Raw genomic sequence first — 25290 nt, 5'->3', positions numbered from 1 at the left:
TCACCAGTTCTGGAGATCGTTGATGAACTTCAACGACTCCTGCTGTCCCATGCTGACCTTGTCGAGCTGCTTCACGGCTGTCTCGTATCCCTTGACCGAGTCCTTCTGCTCGAGGAACGTGCTGGAGTTCAGGGCTTCCAGCCAGACGACAGGCGCGTACTTGGGGAACTTCAGCAGGGTGAACGCGCCTGTCACTCCCGCGTGTGCACCGGCCGAGGCGGGCACGACGCGAATGGTGACGTAAGTCCAGTTCTCCAACAACGTCAGGTACAGCAGCTGTTCTTTCTGCACCGCAGGGCCGCCGACCTGGAGCCTCAGAGCGAACTCGTGGATGTAGAAGGTGCAGGCGAGGCGATCCCTGAGCAGGTTCCGCAACCGCCCAGGCGCAAGCACCCGTTCCTCCTGCTTTTCTTCTTCCTGCGCAACGGCTCCTGAAGCGACCATCAGCTCACGCGCGTACTCGTCCGTCCGCAAGAAGACAGGCAACACATGTGGCTGCCAGTCGATCAGCTCCTTCGCCACTCGCACTTGCGCAGCCGCGGTAGCCGGCCAAGCCGGCGAGTGCTGTCCGTGCTGCTGCCACCACCCCAGCCAGTCCTGGGCGGGGTGCAGTTCCAGCAACCGATCACGCTCCGCCGCCTTCGGACGACACACGCTCAGTAGCACCGCGAGTTCCAGCGCACTGAGCTGGAGCTTGCCGTTCAGCACCTCCGAGATCTTGCCTTCGTCGCAGCCGACCAACATCGCGACCTGACGCGAGGTCAGACCAGACCCCTCGACGACCGCGCGAACACCGTCTCCGAACTCGCGCCCGCGTACGGTGGAAACCCTAATTGGCATGGCTGCTTCCTTGCAGTAGTGGCAGATTCAGGCGGAAGAGGTTGACCGCAGTCTGTGGCTCTGAGGACTTGCGCAGGCGCGCGCGGTCGTCGCCGCCACCGTCACAGCAAGGTGGACGTCGAGAAGCATGCGACAAGGCGCCGCCACTCGACGCCAGAACGGTCCGCTTCGGCATTTCGAGCAGTGACCGTTCTCGTCCGCCTGATGCTCGTCGGCGAGGACCTTCAACGCGGCAACGATGCCAGGAACATGTTGGCGCATAAAAGTAAGCGCCGTACCAGCGTCGCCCTCCACAGCGACCTGAGTGACGCGGTCGAGGTGCTCGTCGAGATTCCGGCGGAGGCCTGCGGACAAGACCTGGTTGCTCATCGGTGGCTCCTCTCACAACTAGCTGGCTCGGCGTTCCGATCCAGCAGCCACCTTGGGCACGATGTCCCGAGACAAAGCTTCGGCGGTCGCGGAACGAAACTCGCGAAGTCCTTGGTCGGCGGCGTTGACCTCTTTGCAATCCAGAGCGGACGTGACGACTACCGCCGCACGTGCGAGCACCGACGCCTGCGTATAGGTCAGCCTCACAACCACGCGAACCGTTCCCTCTCGCTTTGCCATGTGCGCGCCTCCACTCGCTGACGTCGTCTGCGAAACCGGTGGGCGTGATCGAGTAGACGCCGCGAGCACCACCTACGACCACCTCGCAGATGCCGCGCAGATGACACACATTTGCCACACGCAGATCGCTGAACAGCGGAAATGCCGCATTGACCCGATCGAGTGAAAACAGAACTCCCAGTTCCAGAGTCGTCGTCCGCCGAATCTCGCGCGATACGCTCGCGAGAGTCTGCTGACATTCTCCGGGGGCACCGATGGCCAGGTGGCGAAGTGCATTCGCACTGCATCGTGAGGCCATGGGCTTCACCCAGGAGAAGCTCGCACACCACCTGCAAGTCAGCCGGGTCACCGTGGGCAGGTGGGACCGGCTGGAAAACCCACCAGATCCGTCCCTCCAGCCGCGCTTGGCCGCGGCGCTGGAAGTCACCTCCACAGAGCTGGTCGAACTCCTTCACCCGGATCAGAAGTGCGCGTCGACCCCCGCAGTCCCGCAGAAGACCCGGTCGTCCGGACACGACGTCGTCCAGCGGATCCAAGGTGCTGCGTTGGCGTTCCAGGAGACGGACAGGCGACTCGGCGGCGGCGTGCTGCTCCCGTCCGTCGAGCTCTACCTGAGCCAGGAAATCGCGCCGCACCTGCTCGACGCACACAGCGGCACCTCGACTGCGGGAATCTTCTCCGCAGCGGCGTCCATGACCGAGATAGCCGGCTGGATGACGCACGACAGCGGGCAGAACGAGCGCGCTCGCGCCTACTTCGAACGCGCGTTCCGCTTGGCCGTTGCCGCCGACAACAACGCGCTCGCCGGCAACTCCTGCGCGTCCATGTCGCATCTCGCGATCGAACTGGGGAAGCACTCCGACGCCCTGCGGATCGCCTCCACCGGAATCGCCAAGTCGAGCCAGGCCGACGGCACCCTGCGTCTCACCGCGCGTCTGCACACGATGCGCGCCAGGGCGCTCGCGCTCGTCGGCGAGCACCAAGCCTGCGCAGAATCCCTCGACCAGGCAGAGTCGCTGCTCGACCGGGCGGTGAGCGAGAAGCCGGCCGACTGGATCGCCAACTTCGACGAGGCGTCCCTGGCCAGCGAGGCAGCCCAATGCTTCCTCGACCTGGCCGAATACGCCGAGGCGGAGCAGCACGCGGCCGCCGCGATCCGGCTGCGTACCGGCGACCGCGTTCGCAGCCGGGCGTTCGGCCAGCTCACGATGGCCAACATCCTGGTCGGCGCGGGGAGGCTGGACGAAGCGGCCTCGTTCGGCAACGAGGTCTGCAAGGTGACAGCCTCGCTCAGCTCGACCCGCGTCCTCGATCAGCTGAACGGCCTGGGGCGTACCTTGGCGTCGGCGCGCAGCGTTCCTGAGGTGGCGCACTTCCTGGCCACTCTGGGTGCGCTGAGCCACGTATCCGACGCTCAGGAAGGTCAAACTGCGACGTGGCCGGTCTGAAGGACGACGATGCCCGGTTCGCCTATCTCGCTGAAGGCAACGCAAAGCAGGCCCGCAAGCGCGTCGCCTCGAAAGTGCTCATCCGGGATCAGCGCGGCCACGTCGTGCTGGTGAATCCGACCTACAAAGAGCACTGGGATCTCCCCGGCGGCATGGTCGAGGACAACGAGGCTCCGCGTGCTGCGGCTGTACGGGAGGTCGGCGAAGAGCTGGGCCTGACCATTGAACCGGACCGGGTGCTGGTGCTCGACTGGATCGGCGCACACGGTCCATGGGACGACCAGCTGCTCTTCATCTTCGATGGTGGTGTCCTGTCCGACAGCGACGCCGAGCAGCTCGTTCCGCGGGATCCAGAGATCAGCGAGGTCGCCGTGGTTCCGCTCCGGGAGGCGCGTCACCTGCTGCGCTCCGACATGTCGGAGCGCGTGGATCGTGCGATTCGAGCGCTCGAACGCGAATCCACCGACTATTCCGAGGGTCAGCTGTGAAAGTTCAACCTGGAGGTTTCATTCGCCAGGTACGGCTGGACTCTGTTGGTGCTGTCGGCGGCTACCCCTTCACGTTGCCCGTCGTGCGGTCTCTGCTCAAACACGAGATCGAGCTCGACCCGCAGGTCACGTTCCTGGTCGGCGACAACGGCAGCGGCAAGTCGACCTTGATGGAGGCTCTTGCGGTGGCCGCCGGCTTCAACCCGGAAGGCGGCTCGCAGTCGTTCCGGTTCGCCACCCGCGCCACCGAGTCGAGCCTTGGCGACTACCTCGTACTGCAGCGGGGCCTGCGCAAGCCCCGTACCGGCTTCTTTCTGAGGGCGGAGTCGTTCTACAACGTCGCCTCCGAAGTGGACCGCCTGGACAAGGAACCCGGTACGCCGCCGTTGTTGCCCTCCTACGGCGGTCGCTCGCTGCACGAGCAGTCTCACGGCGAGTCGTTCCTGTCGTTGATGACGCACCGGTTCGGTCCCAGGGGGCTTTACCTGCTCGACGAACCGGAGGCCGCACTGTCCCTGAAGAGCTGCCTGGCGCTTGTCTCCAGGATCGCGGAGCTCACGTCACAGGGCAGCCAGTTCGTCATCGCCACCCACTCCCCGATCGTGCTCGCCTTGCCAGGCGCACGCATCCTCCAGATCGACAGCAGCGGCGAGCTCGAACACGTCGAATACGACGACGCCGAACCCGTTCGGCTGACGAGGAACTTCCTGGCGGATCCGCAGAACTTCCTGCGGCACCTGCTCACCGATTCAGACTGAGTCGCTCAATCACGCGATCTGCATTGTGGTGCAGTGGAAGTACGAGATCCGGAAAGTCTCCCGACTCGATGCGCAGCAGCAGCCGACCGGTCACGTAGAGCTGGGAGAGCAGGCTGTCGCGTGTGGACAGTTGGTCGCCGAGCTCGGCTTCGACCTTCGCCGCCATCCCCGGCTGCAGCAGTGAGTAGACGTGCAGAGTCGCCGCGTCGAATCCGGCGGGCGCGATCCCCCAGCCTTCCCAGTCGACCAGCACGCACTCCGGCGCCAGCAAATTCGCCCAGTGCAGATCGGTGTGGGCCGGCGCCCAGTTCGTGATCGTCGGATCGACGCGGTCGCCGAAGAACACGGCAGCCCTGCGGGTGATGGTGTCCTGAGTGAGGTGAACGCGTGTGCGCTCGGGCTGCTTCTGGATCGCGGCCAGCGATTCGCGGAGTTGCTGCCACCAGCCGTCCGGCAGCTCGAAGGTCTGCCGGATCTCCGGCGTGACCGAGCACGGGCGACCAGGTGCCAAAGTCATCAGCTCGGCCCGCAGCCTGGACGAGCCGTCGGTCCACTCCCAGTGGTCGAGCACCCTCGGCTTGGCCACCCCGGAGATTGACGCGGCGTCAACGTTGCCGGTCCAAAAATCGCCGTGCGCCCAGCGTTGATCCTCTGACACCACTCGCAACCAGCTGGGCCCGTTCGGTGTCCGCACGCGTGCTCCGACAGATCGCTGCCGCCAACCCCACACCGGCTCACCGTCAAGCTCCGCGTCGGCCTTGGCGGCCGCCCGGTCGAGCTCGCGACGGAGCCAGCGGCCGTGAGAGTCATCGCTCTGCCAGTCCAGTTGGGAGGACATTCGATCAGCCTAACGACGTGTTCACCGATACGACGGCCAACAGCGCTGGCTCGGCGTGCACGGGTTGCAGGAAGGCGAGCACCGCGGACTGCACTGCGGCTCACACGGGGACGGCGAGCAGTCCGGATAGCACTGCCCACTGCGAGCATTGCGACTGAAATCCTCCGCTAGCTCAGCCCGGATCGCGCGCGCCCGTGGGCCGGCGAGGATCTCATCGAGCTGCTGCTCCAGCACGTTGCCCATAGGCAGCCACCTGCTGAAGACACAGGGCCACACCGCTCCGTCTGGCGAGACAGCGGCAACTCCCTGGGCGCAGTGGCCGCACAGTTGGGAGGTATCGGGTGTACCGCCCGCACCTCCGCGGCCGACCTCGCGCAGCCTGTCGTAGCCGATCGACGGCACCCCGAGGTCCACGAGCTCGGCTTGCGCGTGCTCTGCCCGCTGGCCGTCACGGAGGTCGATGACTCCAGCCCTGAGCGGTATCCCACGGCGGACGGCTTCGGCGACGTTCGCCCTCGTCTGCCGATGAGTCGAGCGACCCGTGATCTGCGCGTGCTCCCCCGGATCGTCTGAGTAATAGGACGTGGCCAGCGAAACTCCTGCCCGGCCGAAGACCTCCCACTGCACGTCCGAAACGTGCACGAGGTTGCTGAAGACCTCGACCCGCAGGTTCTTGGCCAGCGCGTGCTCAACGAGCCCCGTCAACCCAGGATGGAGGGTTGGCTCCCCTCCGATGAACTGCACCGACGAGACACCGGCAGAAGTCGCCTCGTCCAGCACTCGGATCCAGTCGAACACCGTCATCGAGCCGTGAGTGCCGGTCGGCCCGCTGTCGGCGTAGCAATGTGTGCACGTCAGCTGACAGCGACCGGTGATCTCCAGCCACAAGAACGACGTCGAACGCATCCTGTTCTCCCCCACCTCGGACTGCTCTTCGGAGTCTGGAGGAGAGAACGCCGGAGATCACGACTTGTCGCCCAAGCGGGCTACCGTCCGCGTTGTTCCAGCTCTAAGCCCTTGAAGGGCAGGCAAAACGCCACACACGTCCAATCGAACATACGTGCGACGACGGTGATAGGTTTTCGCCTCATGGATCGGCACCTTCTCGAACCGTCCCAAATGGACGGCAAGCTCACGTACAGGTACGACTCGACCGGCCAGCAGGTCGCCCTGCTTCCGGCGAGGTGCAAGCTCGGACGACACACCCTCGGCCACGCCCAGTTCCGCGCCGTCGTCCAGGACGGCGAAGCCACCATCAGCTGTCTGGCGTGCGCCACTGACGGTGCCGACCACTTCTGGCGATTGACCGCAGCGACCCCGGCCCCTGACCGCGCCGAACTCTCCGAGGAACTCTACTTCGATCTTGCCCTCCGACGCGTACAACGAACCCTTCCCCTGACGAGCAGCCATGACGCTCCGTAGTCCGTTCACCAAATGGGAGGGCGACGACGTACACGGCCGGCGAGCCGTGCTCACCGGGGTCTCTGTCAGCCTCGACCGACTGTTTCCACGCCACCCTGGCGCCGAGCGGCACGTCATCGCGACCGGCCTCGATCTGACCGGAGAGGCGAAGGGACGCTTGCACGGACGGTTCCCCAGCATCGAAGGAGACTGGCTCGGCGTCGTCAACTACGAGATCAGGTACGCCGATGGTCGTCGGGAGCAGCTCTACCTCGTCGACCAGTTAGTTCCGTTCCACGCTCTGCGTCCGCTCGAGTGAACTGCTTCAGCAGGCGTGGTTAGGCCGTTCGCGTCAGCTTCAGATTCCTGGTCACGAGACAACACGCGGGAACGGAGGTCGCCGTGCCAGTGCACACGACTCCGTTCTCGCCTGTATCGATCCTTTACCCTCAACACCGCGTGCACCGACTCCTTCGGGTGATTCCCGATGATCAGCGACATACCGCTGGCGGGCCCTAGCCGAGGAGAGACACGGCCCGGCAGTGCTCAGAGGCTCAGCCGTCGGCCGTAAATGGCCCCGGAATTGTCGGTGTCCGGGGTTAGCCTCCGCCCATGAGCAGCAGACGCGCGAAGTCCCCCGATGCTCCAAGTATCGGCGAGCGCATTGGCGCGTTCCAGTCGCAGGCGGCGAAGGTGCGCGCTCACCCGCTGTTCGCGATCCGGGACTACACCTTCAGTTTCCGGGCCCAGATCACCACCGCGGGCACGAGATTCCTCTTTCCGACGGCCACTCCAGACCAGCAGCACTATCTCGCGTCCGTGTTGCGCCCGTTCATATCCCAACGTGACCTCCCGTCGTTGGACGTGTGCTTGAAGCTGTTCGGCACCGTGATCGGCGATGCCGTGCTGCGGCAGGGCTTGTCGGACATCCGCGACGACTATCGGCGCGCGGTGAAGAGCATGCTCTTCGCCTCGACGATCACTTGGAGGGTCGGGGAGCAGCCTCCCACCCGGTTGTACTCGGACCGCGAGATCGCCGAGGCCTACCTGTACGGCGGCGGGTTGATCCACATGAACGCCGAGCCGCGCCGCTTGTACCAGCAGTTGCAAGGACCCGGCAGCGACGAGTGGGGCCATCAGGCAGTCATGCGTCACTTCCACATCGCAGGCACGACCGTTCTGCTCGTGGACGACTGTTTGCGCCTGGCCGAGTAGCAGAAGGTCCTGCATGTGAAACCGTCGGCAGCGTGTTGAGCAAGCCGGGCGAGCTGGAATGGGCTGCCGTGGAGGGTCCTGTAGGCCAGCCGACGCTGGTGCGCTCGCCTCGCGTCCAAGCGCTGTCGCTCTGAGCGAGTGGGTGGTGCGCTGAGGTTGGACAGTGTTCTTCTGCTCATTGAAGGTCACTGGTCAGCGGGCGCCAGCTTGACGGGCGCCCAGACCCACGAACTCATCAGCTCGGTCAGTAGTGAAGCACTGGTTAAGACGCTGAACCACGTTCAGCTATGGGGACGAGCAATCGCGGACGAGTGCTACCTGGTCGCCAGCCGACGTTGATCGTCAGCCTGAAGTGCCTCGGACATCGGGCTTTGCCGAGTCCTCGGGTTCCTCGGGATCCAACGTTCTGAATCCACGAGGCGGCACGCACTCGCCCATCCGCGCCATGTTCTCCAGGTGGTTGCGGGTGAAGATCTCGGTGTAGATCATCCGATCCTCGAGGGTCTGCCGCCGACCATCGAGCCGAAAGTCCGCCCACGCCTGAATTTCCGGTCCGATCACGACTCCCCGAAGGTCCGCCGTGATCTCCGAGGGGTGCAGAGGCTGGCTGGCGTTAAAGCGCGCGACGACCAGCTCGTGCTCGATGTGGCTGTACGGCTCCACGGTTTCGTCGAACTCGATGGCGACTCCGGACGGTGGCGCGATCCTGACGCGGTGCTCGTCGACGCGGCCGAGTCCGACGTGCAGTTCTCGGTGACGATCTTTGCGGGCCAGCTCGTTGACCCACCAGGTCAGGTTGCTTTCGGGGCCCCATGGGGACTGGTAGGGCTGTCCTCGATCCAGCGCTTCGATGATGCGTGTCGGCAACATGGTGAGGCGCCTGGCCTGGGTCTTGAAGTCGTCTTCCGTCGAACAGATCGGAAATTGGATGCGTCCGGCGTGCGGCGGCGGGTTCTGTCCGGTGATCGCGACGGCCAAGGCGTAGATCGCGTTGTCGAGCGATGCCCGCAACGCCGCAAGCCACTCGGAGAAGATCAGGGCAAGCTCGACCGGTGCCGGCTCGCGCATGACCGCCAGCACCTCCAGCGTTCTGGCGTCGACGTTCCTGACGTCGATGTCCCACGGATGGACGGAGATGTAGTCCGCCCAGCACTGAGCGAAGTCCCCACGCTTGGCCGCCACGCGTTCCAGGCGCGCGAACGCGCGATCGTAGAGCTCCTGCATGAGGGTCACCCCAGCTTCTCGAGCAGTTGTCGAAGCCTCTTGGCACCGGTGTCGGCAACCCCCCGCGACATCACGTACGACGCAGCCTGCTCGGGATCGAGACGGCCAGACCGGACGTGGGTCTCAAGATGGGTGCGGGCGTGGCGCTTCTCGTCTGGTCCGGTCCAGCCGTTTCGGCCCCCGAAGGAGATCGCGCGATCAAGGTCGGCCTTGACGCCGTCGGGGATACCGCTTGTGGTTGTACGTCCATCAAGCAGATTGACCGCTTCTGCTCCCGCCGCCCACTCAGCAAGGGGAAACCTGGTCGACTCGACGACCGCTAGGGAATAGCCGCGCGCGAGGTCGAGAGCGAACCTCAGCGTTCGCTCGTTCGGCACGTACGCCAACACTGGGCCGGAGTCGAATCGTTGCTTTCCCTGCGGTGTAGCTCGGCCGCTTCGACGCACGATCTCCTCCAGACATCCGATGCCGGCACCGTTCTGCTGCGTGTTGGTCACCAGCAGTGGAGCAACCCCTTCCGCCCGGCTGCGTTTCCAGATCCACGCCGCGGCAAGGTCGGCAGCCTGTTCCCACGGACGTTCCGGGTCGTCGTCAGGCACCCAGGCTGCCGCCTGCAGGTGGGTCGACGGGTGCAGTTCAGCCACTGGAGCGGGCCCTTCTCGGTTCCGTTGGACAAGTCATGTCGACGTGCTTGGAGGGTTCAGGTCAGCGCGGCAACCGCATGGCACAAGGCACCCGCGTCCAAGATCGCCTGCCGGCAGCTTGCCTCCGTGATGGTGAGCCGCTGGCCGAGCCGGGCGGTGCTGCCGGGTACCTTGGTCAGGTATCTGGCGTCGACCACACCGTCGTTGTGGGTGAACACGTGGCGAGCTGCCCACGACTCGGTGAGGCGCTGCCAAGTCGGCGCGTCGAGCACGGTTCGCAGGTCCGCGTAGCCAGCTGCGACGAACAGATCAGCCGTGTCGTCGAGGCGCTGAAAGATGTTGCCCTTGCCGTTGAGGCGAGCCGGGGCGTCGGCAACGGCAGCGCGGAAAACAGCGCCCGCCAACGTTTCCACGATGCCGACGAGGTTCTCCAGCGTGTCCACCCAGATGCGGGTGAACACACCCTTCTCACGGAGATCCGCTCTCACCTCGGCGGGCAGCTGCGCCAGACCGTCCAGACGAGCGGTCTCGGCGCCAAGCGCGTCGGTTGAGACGACGGCTGAGGCAAGCGGCCCGCAGACGGGGCAGAACCGATGCTCGCCGAAGACCGCGTACCGCAGTGCGCAGTCGGCACATTTGCGCTCCCGAACGAGCTTTTCCTCGTCGAGACCGGGAAGCGGCTGCGGGTAGAACGGGGTGGAGCGAAACCGGATCTCAACCCCGAAACCCGAGCCTCGCGATCGTGACCGAGTCCGAGAACGCCCACCGAACACGTCCTCGACGACGTGTCCGACCATCTGGACGCCGAGGTCGGCAACTGCGCGCAAGGCACGGTCCTTCTGCTGCTGGGTCATGAAGTCCGAGTGGTCGCAATGGTGGCCGCAGTACACGCACCACAGCTCGATCTCTTCGGGCAGCGCCTCGTAATCCTCCATGTTCACCCGGAACATCTGCGCACAGCCAGGACACTGGCGACCGAAGAAGCCGTGCTCGTCGCCCGGGATGCTGACCCGCATCTCCACGACGTCGCCGTTCCGGTCCACGATCTCCGCGCCCTCGGGCATCCGATATCGGTCAGCCCCGCGCCAACTTCCACCACCTCTGCTCCGCATGTTGAGATTGTGCACCTCGGCTATGACAATTCGCGCGCAATTTCCGCCGGACACGACGAACGAGCGACAGTTTCGCGAGACAGGCCGCCCACAGCCATGCCTGCGAGTGTCCTTAAGTACCCTGGCAATGTCTGCAATCTCAGACACTGTCCCCATTGCGATCAGCATCGTCCTCGACAGACGGCCATCGACCGCGCCATGTCGACCGCATGAGCCCCGAACTGTCGGTGCGTGTAGCTAGCATCCAGAGATGAGCACAGCGTCAGGTGTCCGCGAACTACTTCGTCTGGCCCTCGATGAGTTCGACCAGCCCACCAACACCGTGACCGCCAGCGCGAGACGAGCGTTGAGAATCGCGGCATTGCGAAGGGATTATGGGCATCAACTCTGGCTGCAATGGGAGCTCACCGATCTCGAACCCGGACACCGCCTCAAGCAGCAGGACCCAGCGGTTTCAAAGATCATCACTCAACTTATGACGCTTCTCGGCCCTGAGGAAGGCGACCGAGAGCGCCGCCGAGCGTACCTCCGGTTCGAGCGCAACCGCACGTTCATGATCGACAATGAGGAGATGTTCCAATCGGCATCTCTAGGTCAGATCGAACAAGACCTGGCAATGTCACAGCGGCTGTTCGATGACTTGACCCCCTCCGCGAACCTCACTCAGATCGACACCTACTTTGTCGCGCGGGACATGGACGCGGCGAAAGCCAAGATGCTCCCTCAGCTCCACCGAGACCACCATCTCCTGGAGCGCGTCAAGAGCACCATCCACACCTTCCTCGTCACGACCGAGTGCGAACTGGATCAGGGCCAGCAAGAAGCACCGCTCTTCCTCCGCGCCCAGGAGTACATCAACACGGCGCTGGCGAAGTATGCCCCTGCCGCGCTGGAGAAGTTCGTCGCCGCTCAGGATCGTCTCTACAGCGGAAGGTCAGAAGACCTGGCGCACGCATTGACGTCGTGTCGGCGCATGACCAAGGCGCTCGCCGATGCGCTGTACCCCGCAACCGACCTCAAGGTCAGAGGCAACGACGGCGTCGAACGCAAGATGTCAGACGATCTGTACCGCAACCGTCTCGTTCAATACGTCCGCGAGCAGCTGGGCGAACGAACCCAAAGCAGTGTCCTCCAAGCTACCCTCGACGGACTCGGCTCGCGACTCAAGTCGCTCGACTCCCTTGCAAGCAAAGGAGTTCACGACGAGGTCTCAGCTTCGGAGGCAGAGACCTGCATCATCTGGACCTACCTGCTCGCCGCTGACATCGTGCGCATCGCGGACGGAACCTCAGCCCTGCTCACATCCGGCAAAGACCATGATCAGGCGGGCGCAACGGCCTGAGACCGGCACAACCACGCTGACCACCGCCTGTTCTGGCAAGCGCCAAACTTCAAAGGCCCTGTCCAGCAGCACATCCACGCCCGAAGGCAAGCTCAGGCCAGCTAAGGCAGACTCATCCGGTCGGTTGTACCGACTTTGGCACGTTCATTGTCGTACCGGCCATGTGGGACCTGTTCGGAAACTTGCCACTGCCTCTAGGCGTCGCAGGCCACGAGGCTCCACCGTCCTCGTGGTACTCAACGGAATGCGGCTGCTCGGCAGGCGCGTGTGGAACTCCTGACCGGTCGGCTGCTGTGAGGGGCAGAGCCTTAGGAGGCGGCCAATTTCGAGATCGAAGGCTTCCAGTGGCCCACCTAGTTGATGTCGCGGTCAATGCCGCTCTGTCGCCCTCCGCAGTTGAGCATCGCGTGCTTGTTGGTCGGGATCCAGCTGGATCCAGGGGCCAGGAGCAGAACGCGAAGATCGGACTTGTTCCCCGTAGGAGTCGGTCTGCTTGTGAACAACTTCAGGTGCGGAGCGTTGAGGCCAGGAGATGACGAGGCACTCCTCCGCCGAGTCGGCAGCCGTGGCATCAGGGGCGGTGTCGCGCCCGCGCGCGTGAACGCGAAGGCGGTACGTACCGGCGCCGAACGAGGTAAGCGCCGGAAGATCTGTCGTGTCAGTGCTCATGTCCGCAGCAGCAATCGTCGACAGCTCGACGATCTCGTCCCAGCGATGCTCGTCCAACTCCGCGGGTGGCTGTTCCCGGACGTGGATCGTGAGGCTCACCGGGCCGTGGGCGACACCGGTGAAGACGACCAGCACACCGTCCGCGACTCCAGCCAATCCGTTGCCAGGAGGCAGATCTGGATACGCCGTGGCCTGGGTGTCGCGCAGGACGAGCATGTGGTGCTCGACCTGCACGACACCCCGAGCGATTACGTCTTCCACCACGACGGCCAGCCTAGAGGCAGGCGCGATCGCACAGCTGGGCCGATGAGTGGCAGCCCGGCTAAGCCTTGTCGTCCGGAGCCAGTGCTTCAGCGGCACGTTCCGAGGGTGCTGCAGGGCCGTCGTGCCCCGACCCTCCCCCGACGTGGGCTTCCAGGCGGATGCGTTCGATCATGTGCGGGTAGTGCAGCTCGAACGCCGGGCGCTCCGAACGGATCCGGGGCAGCTCGGTGAAGTTGTGCCGCGGCGGCGGACAGGAGGTCGCCCACTCCAGGGAGTTGCCGAAGCCCCACGGGTCGTCCACCGTCACCCTCTCCCCGTAGCGGTAACTCTTGAAGACGTTCCAGATGAACGGAAGCGTCGAGACACCCAGGAGGTAGGCGCCGGCTGTGGAGATCATGTTGAGGGTCGTGAAGCTGTCCGAGGGCAGGTAGTCGGCGTAGCGGCGCGGCATGCCCTGGTTTCCCAGCCAGTGCTGTACGAGGAACGTGGCGTGGAAGCCGATGAAGGTCGTCCAGAAGTGGAGTTTGGCGAGGTTCTCGTCGAGCATGCGGCCGGTGATCTTGGGGAACCAGAAGTAGATGCCGGCGTAGGTGGCGAAGACGATCGTGCCGAAGAGGACGTAGTGGAAGTGCGCCACGACGAAGTAGGTGTCGGAGAGGTTGAAGTCGATCGGCGGTGACGCCAGCAGGACGCCGGAGAGGCCGCCGAACAGGAACGTCACCAGGAAGCCGACCGAGAAGAGCATCGGCGACTCGAAGGTGAGCTGACCCTTCCACATCGTGCCGATCCAGTTGAAGAACTTGATGCCGGTCGGGACCGCGATGAGGAACGTCATGAAGGCGAAGAACGGCAGCAGCACGGCGCCGGTCGCGTACATGTGGTGTGCCCACACGGCGACGGACAAGGCCGCGATGCCCAAGGTCGCGAAGATCAGTCCTTTGTAGCCAAAGATGGGTTTTCGGCTGAACACCGGGAAGATCTCCGACACGATGCCGAAGAACGGCAAGGCGACGATGTAGACCTCTGGGTGCCCGAAGAACCAGAAGAGGTGCTGCCACAGGATCACGCCGCCGTTGGCGGGGTCGAACACGTGGGCGCCGAGGTGGCGGTCGGCCAGGAGGCCGAAGAGCGCCGCGGTGAGGATCGGGAACGCGATCAGGATCAGCAGGCTGGTCACCAGGATGTTCCAGGTGAAGATCGGCATGCGGAACAGGGTCATGCCGGGCGCGCGCAGGCAGACCACGGTGGTGATCATGTTGACGGCGCCGAGGATCGTCCCTAGTCCGCTGACGAGCAGGCCGGAGATCCACAGGTCTGCGCCGACGCCCGGCGAGTGGATCGCGCTCGACAGAGGTGTGTAGGCGAACCAGCCGAAGTCCGCGGCACCACCTGGCGTGATGAAGCCGGAGACGACGATGATGCCGCCGAAGAGGTAGAGCCAGTACGAGAACGCGTTGAGGCGCGGGAAGGCGACGTCGGGTGAGCCGATCTGCAACGGCAGGATGAAGTTCGCGAAGCCGAACAGGATCGGCGTCGCGTACAGCAGCAGCATGATCGTGCCGTGCATCGTGAACAGCTGGTTGTACTGCTCGTTCGACAGGAACTGCATGCCCGGTCGGGCGAGCTCGGTCCGGATCAGCAACGCCATCAGGCCGCCCGCGAGGAAGAACGCGAAGCTCGTGATCAGGTAGAGCACCCCGATCTGCTTGTGGTCCGTCGTGCGGAACATCCTGAGCAGGAACGAGCCCTTCGCCGGCCTGGTCGCGCGGGCGACGGGTACGGGCTGTGCGGTGACCGTCATGAGTTGCACTCCCAGCGACTCGTGAACTACTAAGATAGATAGTAGTTCACGAGTCGCGGACGATCACAGCTGGACGCCGTAGGAGCTCAGCCACGCCAGTGGATCGGCCTTGCGGCCGGCCGCGTCCCACAGCTCGAAGTGCAGGTGCGGACCCGTCGAGTTGCCGCGGTTGCCGACCTCGGCGATGACCTGACCCGCACTGACCCGCTGACCTTCGCTCACCGCGTAGCTGTTGATGTGGCCGTAGACCGCGACGGATCCGTCGGTGTGCCGGACCCTCACCCACAGACCGAAACCGCTCGCGGGCCCGGCGTCGATCACCACGCCATCCATCACGGAGCGGATGGGCGTGCCGATCCGGTTGGCGATGTCGAGGCCGTAGTGCGTGCCGCCCCACCGAGGGCCATAGGCCGACGTCAGCGTCCCCTCGGTCGGCGCGAACACCTTGATCTTGCGCCGCTCTTCCTCTTCGCGTTCGGCCTTCAATCGAGCCGCTTCGTCGGCTTCGCGCTTCTCAGTCATGCGCAGGCTCTTGGTGAGCTGTTCAACGTCGCCGACATGCTCGGGCGGGCGAAGAGCGAGCAGCGTCGGCTTGTCCACGTCTCCCCCCACACCGATGTTCGCGCCGGTGAGGTCGGCCGACAGCAGCCGGGCCTGCACCGACGTGGAGGAAGAGGTCGTCGAATCGTCGTTCGCCTGATAGGCCGCCACGGCGGCTCCAGCAGCGACGCCGCAGATGACGAGGTTGGCAGACCAGCCAGGAGTGGGTTTCACCTGAAGATGTCGCGGCATCAGACCTGACCGCTGTTCGAACGTTGCGACGTCACGTCGCGCATACCTCCGTCGTTCCGGCGATGAGCACCCGCACGAGCGGCCCGAACGGGCGAATCCGTGAGGCAGGAAGGCAGTCTAGGGATACTATGTCAGATAGTAGTTAGGTTTCGATCGGCGCCCGCCCAGGAGAAGTCATGCACGGACTCGGAGACCTGGAGTCGGCGGTCATGGACGTGCTGTGGCGAGAACAGCACCCCCTCAAGGTTCGGCACGTGCTCGACCTGCTCGATGACGAGCGGCCACGCGCGTACACGACGGTCCTGACCGTCCTGGACAACCTGCACCGCAAGGCGTGGGTGAGCCGCACCCGCGCAGGTAAGGCGTTCCTGTACGAGGCCACGCTCGGACGAACCGAAGCGGCGGTGCGTGCACTGCGCGAGGTGGTCGACGCCGCCGGAGACCCGGAAGCGGTGCTGCTGCACTTCGCTCGCCTCGCCACCGACCACGAGGCAGACCTGCTCGATTCCGCTTTGTCGGGCCGGGATGCGCCCGACCGGCGAGCGCGCTAGCATTCATGCATAGATCGCTATGTTTGCATGAATTAGGGAGCGTTCGAAGTGGGAACTGGACACGGGCACGGCCACGTGACCGCCGCGGGCCAGCACCGCGGACGGCTCATCGGCGTCCTCGCGATCACCGCGAGCATCATGGTCGTGCAGGTCATCGGCGCTCTGCTGTCCGGCAGCATCGCGCTCCTCGCCGATGCCGGCCACATGCTCACCGACTCGGCGGGCGTGGCGCTGGCTCTCGTCGCGATCACGCTCGCCGCGCGGCCTCCGACGGCGAAGCGCACGTTCGGGCTGGCGCGGGCGGAGATCCTGGCCGCCGCGGTCAACGCGGCCGTCTTGCTGGGCCTCGGCGCCTACATCATGTACGAGTCGATCTCGCGCCTGACCGAACCTCCCGCGCTGCAGAGCGGGTCGATGCTCGTGTTCGGCATCATCGGCCTGGTCGGCAACGTCGCCTCGATGATGCTGCTGTTCAAGGCCCAGAACGCCAGCCTGAACATGCACGGAGCGTTCCTGGAGGTCATGACCGACACGTTGGCGTCGGTGGGCGTCATCGCCGCCGCGCTCATCGCCATGTTCACCGGATTCACCCGCGCCGACGCGATCGTGGCCGTCCTCATCGGACTGCTGATCCTCCCCCGCGCGTTCAGCCTGCTGCGCGCGGCCGTCGACGTCCTGCTCGAAGCCGCGCCCAAGGACGTCGACCTGGACGAGGTGCGGCAGCACATCCTGGGTGTGCCGCACGTTCGCGACGTGCACGACCTGCACGCGTGGACGGTGACCTCCGGCATGCCGGTGCTGTCGGCGCACATCGTGGTCGAGGACGAGTGCTTCCACGACGGGCACGCACCTCAGGTGCTCGACCAGCTCCAGACGTGTCTCGCGGGGCACTTCGACGTCGAGCACTCCACCTTCCAACTGGAACCTGAGAGCCACGCGGCCCACGAGCAACCCGCCCATCCCTGAGCAGGTGCTCACTTCGCGTCGAGCAACCAGGCGTTGCGGGCCAGGAGCATGTCCTTGAGCGCGTCGACCTCGGTCTTCTGGCTCGCGACGATCGAACTCGCCAGTCCTCGCACCACCGGAACAACGGCCTTGTCCGCCGCGTAGGCCGCCATCGAGATCCCGCCTTGGTGGTGGCGAGTCATCAACTGCAGGAACAGCACGTCGAACTCGGGTCCGCTCAGCCCCCGCAACCGGGCGAGTTCCTGAGTCGTCGCCATACCAGGCATCTTGCCGCCGGTCGCGCCGCCCATTCCGGACATGCCGTCGTGTTCGGAGGCCATCCACGCCATCGACTCGCCTGCGGGCGCTTGCTCGAGCTCACCCCACATCCCGAGCCAGCCCTTCATGCGGCCGACCTGTTCCAGCTGCCCCGACGCAATGTCGAAAGCAACCTGACGAACAGCCGCGTCCTTGCTGCGGCCCTCCGCGAGGTTGGCCATCTGCACGGCCTGCAGGTGATGCACCGCCATGTCCTGGGCGAACCCGATGTCGACCGCGGTCGGCTCAGCAGGAGAGGGTTTCGCGCGAGCGAGGGCGATCCCGCCTGCCGCACCGAACAACACCAGCGCGACGCTGACGGCGATCACGATCGTCCGTCGCTGCCAGTTCGAGGCCGGCCACCCGATCATCAGCTACCTCCCGCAGAGCGATCATCTACTAGTCACCTTAGTAGATAATGAACCATCTACTATCCGGCTACGTAGACCACGACATGGGTGACAGCGCCTGCAAGTCGAGGACCCGGTGGCTGGCGGCCGTCGGGATCAGCCTCCTGATGCCGTTCAGCACGCCGGGCGTCGCGGCTGCTCAGCACGACAAGAGCAGTGCTCCCCCGCCACCTCTCGCGATCACGGAGAGCCTGCCCGCCGCACCGCTCGGCAGCGGCGGCAAGGGCGACGAGGTGGTGGAGACCAAGTGGGGTCCGCTCGGCGCCGGTGATCGGGACTTCATCTCGAAGGTCCGGCTGGCCGGACTCTGGGAGCTGCCCGCGGGACAGCAGGCGATGCAGAAGTCGCAGAACCCCAAGATCCTCGAGGCCGGCCAGCACCTGATCGACGGGCACACCGCGCTCGACGACATGATCCGCAAGGGTGGGCAGGCGCTCGGCGTGGAGCTGCCGAACCAGCCGAACTCCGATCAGTCCGGTTGGCTGAAGGAGCTCTCCGACACCCAGGGCGAAGAGTACGAGCGGACCTTCGTGAACAGGCTGCGCGCCGCTCACGGCAAGGTTTACGGGTTCGCCGCCCAGATCCGCGCCGGGACGAAGAACGAGCTCGTGCGCAGGATGGCCGCGCAGACCATGAACACCGTCTTCGACCACATCACCATGCTGGAGAAGACCGGACTGGTCGACTTCGCCGCGCTGCCCTCGGCCACCGTGCTCGGCCAGTCGGCGCCGCCGCCGGACACGGCGGTCACGACCGCGGAACCGCAGTCGCTGCAACGCTCTTCACCGGAAGTCTCCCCCACCGCGGGCTCCCGTTCGACCGGCACGACGAGTCTGCTGGTTGTTCTCGGAGCGATCGGTGCGGTGGCAGCGCTCTGGTTGTGGTGGCAACGCAGGAAGCCGGCTCGCCGGGCAGCGAGCTACGGGCCGAGCAGCTTCACCGACCGCGGCTCATCCGATCGGTCCTCCTTGTAGTGCCACGTCACCACGATGTGTTCTTCCTGTTCAGGATCGTAGGTGCTGACCAGGAAGAACCGCTGCTCGCGATCCGACTCGAACTCGTCGAAATCGGTGACTTCGTCCTGAACACCCATCCCGCCGGTGTTGACGTGAACGCCGTACGCACTGTCAGTGCCGACGTTCCGGAGCAGGTACCTGTCTCGACCATCCGGCTCCAGTACAAAGCGCACGCGGCGACGTTCGGACTCCGCCAGCTCGTCCGCGCGGCGAGCCGCCTCCACCTCCGCGAGCGCCACCGCCGCGTCGGCTGAACGCTTCGACTCCGCTGCGGCGTTCTCTGCCGCGCGCTTCTGGCCACGGCCGTACCAAGCCGCGACGCATGCGACGACGAACCCGAGGCAAGAGATGACAAACGCCGCAACGGTCATCCCGGCATCAAAGCACCTCTCGGCGCTCCGTTGCCGCAAGAAACTCCTCCATCAACGAAACGAGTTGCCGTGGCTGGTCCTCGGTCACGAACGGGCCGGAGTCCTCGATGATCCGCAACGTGGCGTTGGGCAGCTTGCCCGCGAGGCGCTCGCCGTGCGCCACCGGAAAGAAGTTCTGCCGGGCCCACGGAAGCAACACCGGACGGTCGAACCGGCTCAGGGCTTCGGCGGCGTCCAGCGTGTAGCGCGTGGAGATGGCGCGGACAAGCTGTGCGAAGTCACGACGCACCAAGGGGTCTTCGCGCAGCGGAGCGGTGTAGCTCGCCATGATGTCCGCCGGGATCGGACGACGGGTCAGCAAGCCGAACGAGATCGGCATGCGCTGGATGAGTCGGAAGCGGAGCGTCTCAGCGAGAAGCTTCAGACCGGCGGACGTTCGTCCGGTCAGCTGGAGGTGCTTGATCGGCAACGGCAGGAAGTTGTTGAAGGCATCGCACGGGGTCAGCACCAACCGTGCCAGGCGTTCGGAGTGCCGGGCCGCCACCGCCTGGCACACCGCGCCGCCGGTGTCGTTGCCCACCAGCGTGACCTCGTCCAGGTCGAGGGCTGCCATAGTGCGGTTCACCAGGTCTGCCAAGCCGTAGAGCGAGAAGTCGGTGCCTTCGCGCATGGGCGCGCGGTGGCCCCCCAACGGCCAGTCCGGCGTGATGCAGCGGTAGCGGTCGGCGAACGCGGGGACGATGTGCCGCCAGACGTCGGCGTTGGCGATGATGCCGTGCACGAACACGATCGGCGGCCCTTCACCGCGCGAGTGGTAGCGGATGCGTCCCTCGGGCAGGTCGACCTCGTGGACCGGACCGAGTTCTTGCAGGCTCGTGGCCATCGATCTCCTCCGTTCAGGGGCGTGCGGGCAGCACTCCTGGCATCAGCAGGTCCAGCAACGCGTCGGCGGTGCGGTCCGGGGGCCAGTGGTGGGCACCTCGCAGGTGGATGTACGTGCGGGGCACGATGTTGAACAGCAGCAACGCCGTCTCGGCCGGGTCGAGGGTGGCGCGCAGCGAGCCGTCCGCGATGCCGTCGTGCAGGAGCCGTTCGAACGGCGCGACGTAGACGTTCCGGGTGTCGCCGTCGTCGAGGTGGAAGACGGGGTCCGGCGCATTGCTCAGACCCGCGAGCAGCGAGAGATGCTGTTCAACCACAACGCAGGACGCACGCAGGGCAGCACGCAATCGTTCGGCCGCCGTGCCAGGCCCGGTCAGCGCCGGCCAGAGGCCCGCTTGCCACGCCTGCGCGGCGCCGACCACCAACGCCTCGATGAGCAGCTCGCGCGTCGCTCCCTTGCGGTACAAGGTGACGCGCGAGATGCCGGCTGCCTGAGCCACCCGCTCCAGGGTGAACTCGTGCCAGCCGTGCTCCGCGATGACCTTGGCGGCCGCCGCGAGCACCGCGTCGTCGAGCAGCGGGATCCGTTCATTCATGTAGCGGTCGCGCCTCCCATTTGGAACACCTATGTTGCAACTATGGGACGCGAACGTACATCGGGCAACCGGGGGTTCGTTGCGGCGCTGGCGGGTCTGGCGGCCGCAGAGACGGTCGCGGCCCTGCTCAGATCGAGATCCCCGCTTGACGCGATCAGCCAGTTCGTCGTCGACCACGGACCGCGTTCGCTGGTCGAACGGGTAGTGCGGTTGCTGAAGGAGTCCGACAAGCCCGTGATCCGGGCAACCGTCGTCGCGGCGGTCGTCGCGATGGGCGGGGTGCTGGGACGCCGGGCCGGGCGCGATCTCGCGGCGGTCAGCGCGGTGGCTGCCGTCGGCTGGTGGTTGACCCGGCGCAGAGCGACTCCCGACGAACGGGCTCTCGACGCCACCTGTGCGGTCGGAGCGGGTGCTTTGGGCACGTTGACCGCGCTACGGCTTCCCGCGGCCGCCACGCTTCCGGTCAGTGCCCTGGCGATCGCGGGCGCGCTCGGCGGTCAACGACACCTCCGGGAAGAGGTGGCGTGCGTGGGCAGGCCTCTGTTCGCTCGTGACCCGTTGCCCTCGGCGGTCGACGGTGGCGAGGACTGGCCGGGGGTGCCGCCGCTCATCACGCCGGTCGACGAGTTCTACGTGACCGACGCGAACATGCGGCCACCCGTGATCGACCCGGCGACGTGGCGGTTGAGCATCACGGGCGAGGTCGAGAACGAGCTGTCGCTGTCCCACGACGACCTGATTGGCACGGGGCTGGTCGAGTTCGACGCCGCGATGGTGTGCGTCCACAACAGACTGGGCTGGGATCGGCTGGGCAACGGCCGCTGGCTCGGCGTTCCGCTCGCCGAGGTGCTCGATCGTGCCGCACCGACGACCGAGAACGGCTTCCTGGTCACCCAAGCCGTCGACGGGTGGGACTGCAGCGTCCCGCTGTCCGAGGTCCGGCGGCTCGGTGGGTACGTCGTGCTGGGCCTCAACGGCCGCACCCTCACCGCCGAGCACGGCTTCCCCGCACGGGTGTTCTTCCCCGGTCTCTACGGGCAGTACACCGGGGCGAAGTGGGTGACCTGCCTGCGAATCCAGACCGAGCCCAACCCCGACTACTGGCACGCCCGCGGGTGGACGCGGGGGCCGTTGCGGGTTCGGCCGCTGACCCGCATCGACCACCCACCACGCCGCACGCGGGCCGGATCCGTGCAGATGACCGGCGTGGCCTGGGCACCGCCGGAAGGTGTCAGCGCCGTGGAGGTCGCGGTGGACGACCAGGACTGGCAGCACGCTGAGCTCGCGGACGAGCTCGCACCCTCGGCGTGGCGGCGGTGGCGGGTCCAGCTCGACCTCTCCCCCGGCGCTCACCGCGTCCGGGCGCGATGCACATCGGCCAGTGGCCACGTGCAGGAAGCCGCTCCTAGTCCGCCTTTTCCGGTCGGGGCGGGTGGTCATCACACGGTCACGATCACCGCACGTTGACCTCCTCGTGTCTGTCGAGCACCCGGTCGACCAGCCGACCGGCGGCGCCGAGGTAGGCGGCCGGGTCGCAGAGCCCGGCCACACCGGGCAGTTCGTGACCCCGGGACGCGAGGAGGTTCGTCAAGATCTCCGGCAGGTCCCCCGGTCTGCCGGCCGAGGCGAAGGCCACTTCGGTCAGCAAGGCCTTCGCCTCGCTCTTGCCCAGCAACGGCGTGAGCACCGCGCTCAGCCGTTCCGACACGACGGCGGCACCGGTCAGTGCGAGGTTCTCGCGCATGCGGTCCGGGAACACGCACAGCCCGTCCGTCAGGTCCGCAGCGTTGCGGGCGGCTCCGGCAGCCAGGCGCAGGCACTCGCGCAGCGGTTGCCACTCCGCGTGCCAGCCGCCCGCGGACCGCTCGTCGGGCACCACGAGACTCTGGTGCAGCACGGCGACGAGGTTGGGGATCTGCCGCGCTGCAGTGAGGATCGCCGTGGTGTACACGGGATTGCGCTTTTGCGGCATCGCCGAGGAAGCCCCCTTGCCGGGAGCGTGCGGCTCGGTCAGCTCACCGATCTCGGTGCGCGTCATCACCTCGACGTCGGCCGCGATCTTGCCGAGCACCCCGACCGCCGCCGCGAGCGACGTACCGACGTCGACGACCGGGAGGCGGGCGCTGTGCCACGGCACGAGCGGAGCCGCGAGCCCGAGTTCGTCGGCGAAGGGCTCGACCAGGTCGAGACAGTCACTGTCGCTGAACTCCTGGTAGGCCGCCAGGGTGCCCGCCGCACCTCCCAGCGAGACGGGTAGCGCGAGGCGGTCGAGCCGATCGAGCACGTCCATCACCGGGTTGAGCCAGCCTGCGGCCTTGAGCCCGAACGTGATGGGCACCGCGTGCTGGGTGAGGGTGCGGCCGGCCATGACGGTGTCCCGATGCTCCTCGGCGAGACGGGCCAGCGAGGTGGCCACGCGGGACAGGTCCGCGTGCACCCGGTCGAACACCCGCCGCGTGACCAGCATCGTGGCCGTGTCGAGGATGTCCTGGCTGGTGCTGCCGCGGTGAACGTGGTCGGCGGCGCGTTGGTCGACGACCGCGACGATCTTCGTCAGCTGCGCGACGAACGCCACCGCCGGGTTGCCCGTGGCACGAACACCGGCGACCAGCCCCTCCCAGTCGAACTTCTCGAGGTCGACCGCCGCCGCGATCGCGTCCGGCACGTCGGCCGGCACGATGCCGACCTTCGACTGCGCTCTGGCCAACGCGATCTCGACCTCGACCATGGCGGCGAGCCATGCCCGGTCGTCGAGCAGGTGGTCCGACCCGGTGTGCGCCCAGCCCGGTGAGAGAAATCCCGTGTCCGCGAACAACTTCGCCCCGCTCATGCCGTCACCGGCTCGGTGATCATCAGTTCCGCGAGCGAAAGGCTCTGCCGGGCCAACGCGTCCGCGTCGCCGAGGATGACCGAGTTGACGCCGGGCCGCACCCCGGCCGCCGTCGCCCAGTGCACCGTCTCGGTCGGCACGCCGAACGCGAACCGCCGCGGATGCGGCCTGCGCATACCGTCGAGCAAGGCGTACGGCCGCCCGGAGACTGCGAGTCCTCCGGTCTCGAAATGACCTCCGTCGCGGTTCGGAATCCGATTCAGAGCACAGTCTTCTCGGACCAGAAGACGCGCCAGCAACGGATCGGTCGTGCGTCGTGCGTCGACCTCCGGCAGCCTTGCCTCCACCAACGCACGTGCCTGGTACACGGCATCCGGCACCCGCGGGCTGTAGGTGCGGAAGCCGTCATCAGTGCATTCGACGACCATGCCTGGACCGAGCACCGTGAGCACGCCGGCCTCGATCAGAGCGATCGCCTCCTCGATTCGGTGGACCGGCGGGCCGATCGACAGGAACGCGTTGAGCGGCGTGTACCACCCGTCCAGGTGTTCGCGGTACGAGTCACCGGTGAGCCCGCCGTGGTCGACTAGCAGCCGAACCTCGTTGCGCAGGTCCCGCAGCACGTCGAGCGCTGCCTTCAGCGGCCCGCTCACGTTGCCACGCCTGGCTTCCGCCACGTCCTGGCGCAGATAGGCGAGCATCCACTCGCGATGGTCGTCCGGACCGGCGAACTCGATGCCACGTTCCGGGAACGCGATCGCGTCCCAGTCCCACCGCCAGTCGACGCCGTGACGGACAAGGAGCTCCTCTTCGTCCTCGGTGGACACGAACTCCTCGACGAACTTGACCGCGTCGCCGCCGAGCTCCGTCACCAAAGCCGCGTAGTAGACCGACCGGACTTCTCGATCCACCAACGGCCACACGTCCCCGAGGAAGTCGAGCTGCCCGGCCGCACGCATGCGGGCGATTCGCTCCTCGGTGAGGAACAACGGCGTGTGCCTGCCGAACGGGCCTTTCTGGTTCTCGCCGCGAGCGTGATACGGGATGCCACGACGGGAACCAGCGATCAGCAACGGTTCCGAACCCGACGGCTCGTATCGCAGACCGTGCTCCTCGCGCACGAACACACCACCACGCCCCGCTGTGAGCATCGCGAGGTGGTCGAAGAAGTTGAGGCCCATGCCGCGGAGGATCACCGTCTCCCCCGCGGCGATCGCGTCGAGGTCGGCGTCCGCCGGATTGCCCGGCTCGACGTAGTGCAGCCCCTCCCTCTGCGCATAGGCGGCGAGGTTCTTCTCGGCCGGTGTCGACACCACGTCGAGGTGTCCGAGCGCGAGGACCACCGCGTGCAGTCCGATGAGGTGACCACCGGACTGCAACGCCACGTTCTGCAGTCCGCCTTCGCCGTCCACCAGGTCGACGGCCTGGTCCGCGTGGTGGACGACAGAGACGTTGGCCGGAGCCGACTTGATCACGTGGTCAAGCACCCAGCGCAGGTAGTGCCCGTAGAACGCCCTGGTCGGATACGTGTCCGGGCCGAGTCCCAATGCTTCCTCCCGCACCCACACCGGCAGGCCCGGCAGGAAGAGCGCGACGACGCGGGCCCACTGGTGCAGGCTGGGCCCCGGCACTACGGGGCCCTCGCAGTCGACGCTCTCGTCGACGAACATCGTCACCTGCGAGGCGACGGTGTTCATCAGCAGGTGCCGCGACTGGTCGGCCCGCCACACCCGCCCACCCGCACCGAGGTGGGGATCGACGAGGTGGATGCGAACGGAGCGGTCCGGCGTGCGGCCGGCGTTGGCGCACAGGCGTTCCAGCACTGAGAGACCGCGCGGGCCGACCCCGATCAGGCCGATCTCGACGGCGTCCCGCACCGCCGTCGGCACCAGGGTGAGTGAAGTCAGGTTGATGCTCATCGCGATG

At 66.2% G+C, this 25290-nt stretch carries 27 protein-coding genes; 10 read left to right on the top strand and 17 right to left on the bottom strand.

Translation table 11 applies throughout. The features are described from left to right. Both ACQEU1_RS40110 and ACQEU1_RS40105 read right to left on the bottom strand, forming a co-directional pair. On the bottom strand, positions 1-840 hold the full coding sequence (locus ACQEU1_RS40110) for a helix-turn-helix domain-containing protein (RefSeq protein WP_433214396.1): 840 nt from the start codon (positions 838-840) through the stop codon (positions 1-3). 27 nt (positions 841-867) lie between these two features. Further along, positions 868-1209: a hypothetical protein gene (locus ACQEU1_RS40105; protein ID WP_433214393.1), complete on the bottom strand. Its 342-nt coding sequence runs from the start codon at positions 1207-1209 to the stop codon at positions 868-870. 536 nt (positions 1210-1745) lie between these two features. On the opposite strand from ACQEU1_RS40105, the gene ACQEU1_RS40100 reads away from it, so the two are divergent. The 3 genes from ACQEU1_RS40100 to ACQEU1_RS40090 all read left to right on the top strand — a co-directional run bounded on the left by ACQEU1_RS40100 (position 1746) and on the right by ACQEU1_RS40090 (position 4143). Next, entirely contained in the window at positions 1746-2897 is a 1152-nt protein-coding gene (locus ACQEU1_RS40100; protein WP_433214390.1) for a helix-turn-helix domain-containing protein, read from the top strand. After that, on the top strand, positions 2885-3385 hold the full coding sequence (locus ACQEU1_RS40095; RefSeq protein ID WP_433214387.1) for an NUDIX domain-containing protein: 501 nt from the start codon (positions 2885-2887) through the stop codon (positions 3383-3385). The genes ACQEU1_RS40100 and ACQEU1_RS40095 overlap by 13 nt, the downstream gene beginning before the upstream one ends. 83 nt (positions 3386-3468) lie before the next feature. Beyond that, positions 3469-4143, top strand: a complete 675-nt coding sequence (locus ACQEU1_RS40090) for an AAA family ATPase (protein ID WP_433214384.1) — start codon at positions 3469-3471, stop codon at positions 4141-4143. On the opposite strand, the gene ACQEU1_RS40085 is transcribed toward ACQEU1_RS40090, so the two are convergent. Genes ACQEU1_RS40085 through ACQEU1_RS40075 form a run of 3 tightly spaced genes read right to left on the bottom strand, consistent with a single transcriptional unit; the run spans position 4127 to position 6391 of the window. Then, complete coding sequence (locus tag ACQEU1_RS40085; RefSeq protein WP_433214381.1) at positions 4127-4981, bottom strand: aminoglycoside phosphotransferase; 855 nt, start codon at positions 4979-4981, stop codon at positions 4127-4129. The genes ACQEU1_RS40090 and ACQEU1_RS40085 overlap by 17 nt on opposite strands. A 21-nt stretch (positions 4982-5002) precedes the next feature. Next, entirely contained in the window at positions 5003-5887 is an 885-nt protein-coding gene (locus ACQEU1_RS40080) for a radical SAM protein (RefSeq protein WP_433214378.1), read from the bottom strand. A gap of 57 nt (positions 5888-5944) precedes the next feature. Further along, positions 5945-6391 (bottom strand): hypothetical protein, encoded by a 447-nt coding sequence (locus ACQEU1_RS40075; protein WP_433214375.1) that lies wholly within the window; start codon positions 6389-6391, stop codon positions 5945-5947. Between the two features lie 58 nt (positions 6392-6449). Here ACQEU1_RS40075 and ACQEU1_RS40070 point away from each other — a divergent pair, with 58 nt between their 5' ends. Beyond that, positions 6450-6701, top strand: a complete 252-nt coding sequence (locus ACQEU1_RS40070) for a hypothetical protein (protein ID WP_433214372.1) — start codon at positions 6450-6452, stop codon at positions 6699-6701. A gap of 293 nt (positions 6702-6994) precedes the next feature. After that, positions 6995-7597, top strand: coding sequence for a hypothetical protein (locus ACQEU1_RS40065; RefSeq protein WP_433214369.1), 603 nt, complete (start codon positions 6995-6997; stop codon positions 7595-7597). Between the two features lie 342 nt (positions 7598-7939). Here the strand turns inward: ACQEU1_RS40065 and ACQEU1_RS40060 are convergent, their stop codons facing one another. From ACQEU1_RS40060 to ACQEU1_RS40050, 3 genes are read right to left on the bottom strand one after another with little or no spacing between them, the layout of a single operon-like run. Beyond that, complete coding sequence (locus ACQEU1_RS40060) at positions 7940-8821, bottom strand: hypothetical protein (protein WP_433214366.1); 882 nt, start codon at positions 8819-8821, stop codon at positions 7940-7942. A 5-nt stretch (positions 8822-8826) separates the two neighbouring features. Continuing rightward, positions 8827-9465: a hypothetical protein gene (locus tag ACQEU1_RS40055; RefSeq protein ID WP_433214363.1), complete on the bottom strand. Its 639-nt coding sequence runs from the start codon at positions 9463-9465 to the stop codon at positions 8827-8829. Positions 9466-9521: 56 nt separating this feature from the next. Next, positions 9522-10529 carry a hypothetical protein gene (locus ACQEU1_RS40050; protein ID WP_433214360.1) on the bottom strand — a complete coding sequence of 336 codons (1008 nt, stop codon included), beginning with the start codon at positions 10527-10529 and terminating at the stop codon, positions 9522-9524. 298 nt (positions 10530-10827) lie between these two features. Between ACQEU1_RS40050 and ACQEU1_RS40045 the strand changes: the two genes are divergently transcribed. Further along, on the top strand, positions 10828-11919 hold the full coding sequence (locus tag ACQEU1_RS40045; protein ID WP_433214357.1) for a hypothetical protein: 1092 nt from the start codon (positions 10828-10830) through the stop codon (positions 11917-11919). 369 nt (positions 11920-12288) lie between these two features. Here the strand turns inward: ACQEU1_RS40045 and ACQEU1_RS40040 are convergent, their stop codons facing one another. From ACQEU1_RS40040 to ACQEU1_RS40030, 3 genes are all read right to left on the bottom strand, one after another. Beyond that, on the bottom strand, positions 12289-12852 hold the full coding sequence (locus ACQEU1_RS40040) for a hypothetical protein (protein ID WP_433214354.1): 564 nt from the start codon (positions 12850-12852) through the stop codon (positions 12289-12291). 58 nt (positions 12853-12910) lie between these two features. Beyond that, the gene (gene ctaD / locus ACQEU1_RS40035; RefSeq protein WP_433214351.1) at positions 12911-14653 is read right to left on the bottom strand and encodes an aa3-type cytochrome oxidase subunit I; all 1743 of its coding nucleotides are present in this window, start codon (positions 14651-14653) and stop codon (positions 12911-12913) included. A gap of 63 nt (positions 14654-14716) precedes the next feature. Then, positions 14717-15364, bottom strand: coding sequence for a M23 family metallopeptidase (locus tag ACQEU1_RS40030; protein ID WP_433214348.1), 648 nt, complete (start codon positions 15362-15364; stop codon positions 14717-14719). A gap of 257 nt (positions 15365-15621) precedes the next feature. Between ACQEU1_RS40030 and ACQEU1_RS40025 the strand changes: the two genes are divergently transcribed. Further along, a complete protein-coding gene (locus tag ACQEU1_RS40025; protein WP_433214345.1) occupies positions 15622-15996 on the top strand; it encodes a BlaI/MecI/CopY family transcriptional regulator in 375 nt (124 codons plus the stop codon). Positions 15997-16044: 48 nt separating this feature from the next. Further along, positions 16045-16962 carry a cation diffusion facilitator family transporter gene (locus ACQEU1_RS40020; protein WP_433214342.1) on the top strand — a complete coding sequence of 306 codons (918 nt, stop codon included), beginning with the start codon at positions 16045-16047 and terminating at the stop codon, positions 16960-16962. A gap of 8 nt (positions 16963-16970) precedes the next feature. Here ACQEU1_RS40020 and ACQEU1_RS40015 read toward each other — a convergent pair whose 3' ends face one another. Continuing rightward, entirely contained in the window at positions 16971-17630 is a 660-nt protein-coding gene (locus ACQEU1_RS40015; RefSeq protein ID WP_433214339.1) for a DUF305 domain-containing protein, read from the bottom strand. Between the two features lie 47 nt (positions 17631-17677). Between ACQEU1_RS40015 and ACQEU1_RS40010 the strand changes: the two genes are divergently transcribed. Further along, the gene (locus ACQEU1_RS40010) at positions 17678-18643 is read left to right on the top strand and encodes a DUF4142 domain-containing protein (RefSeq protein ID WP_433214337.1); all 966 of its coding nucleotides are present in this window, start codon (positions 17678-17680) and stop codon (positions 18641-18643) included. Here ACQEU1_RS40010 and ACQEU1_RS40005 read toward each other — a convergent pair. The 3 genes from ACQEU1_RS40005 to ACQEU1_RS39995 are packed head-to-tail and all read right to left on the bottom strand — an operon-like array spanning position 18589 to position 20534. Continuing rightward, positions 18589-19056 (bottom strand): hypothetical protein, encoded by a 468-nt coding sequence (locus ACQEU1_RS40005; RefSeq protein WP_433214335.1) that lies wholly within the window; start codon positions 19054-19056, stop codon positions 18589-18591. The genes ACQEU1_RS40010 and ACQEU1_RS40005 overlap by 55 nt on opposite strands. Positions 19057-19063: 7 nt before the next feature. Continuing rightward, complete coding sequence (locus ACQEU1_RS40000) at positions 19064-19939, bottom strand: alpha/beta fold hydrolase (RefSeq protein WP_433214333.1); 876 nt, start codon at positions 19937-19939, stop codon at positions 19064-19066. A 13-nt stretch (positions 19940-19952) separates the two neighbouring features. Beyond that, on the bottom strand, positions 19953-20534 hold the full coding sequence (locus tag ACQEU1_RS39995; RefSeq protein ID WP_433214330.1) for a TetR/AcrR family transcriptional regulator: 582 nt from the start codon (positions 20532-20534) through the stop codon (positions 19953-19955). Positions 20535-20576: 42 nt separating this feature from the next. Between ACQEU1_RS39995 and ACQEU1_RS39990 the strand changes: the two genes are divergently transcribed. Continuing rightward, positions 20577-22001 carry a molybdopterin-dependent oxidoreductase gene (locus tag ACQEU1_RS39990; protein WP_433214327.1) on the top strand — a complete coding sequence of 475 codons (1425 nt, stop codon included), beginning with the start codon at positions 20577-20579 and terminating at the stop codon, positions 21999-22001. On the opposite strand, the gene pcaB is transcribed toward ACQEU1_RS39990, so the two are convergent. Both pcaB and ACQEU1_RS39980 read right to left on the bottom strand, forming a co-directional pair. Continuing rightward, positions 21988-23364: a 3-carboxy-cis,cis-muconate cycloisomerase gene (gene pcaB / locus ACQEU1_RS39985; protein ID WP_433214324.1), complete on the bottom strand. Its 1377-nt coding sequence runs from the start codon at positions 23362-23364 to the stop codon at positions 21988-21990. The genes ACQEU1_RS39990 and pcaB overlap by 14 nt on opposite strands. Then, positions 23361-25283, bottom strand: a complete 1923-nt coding sequence (locus ACQEU1_RS39980) for an FAD/NAD(P)-binding protein (protein ID WP_433214321.1) — start codon at positions 25281-25283, stop codon at positions 23361-23363. Before ACQEU1_RS39980 ends, pcaB begins: the two co-directional genes overlap by 4 nt. Between the last annotated feature and the right edge of the window lie 7 nt (positions 25284-25290).

The organism is Lentzea sp. CA-135723, assembly GCF_050936595.1.
Lineage (GTDB): Bacteria > Actinomycetota > Actinomycetes > Mycobacteriales > Pseudonocardiaceae > Lentzea.
Note: the sequence above shows the minus strand (reverse complement) of the source record. Positions and strands in the feature narration are given on the sequence as shown.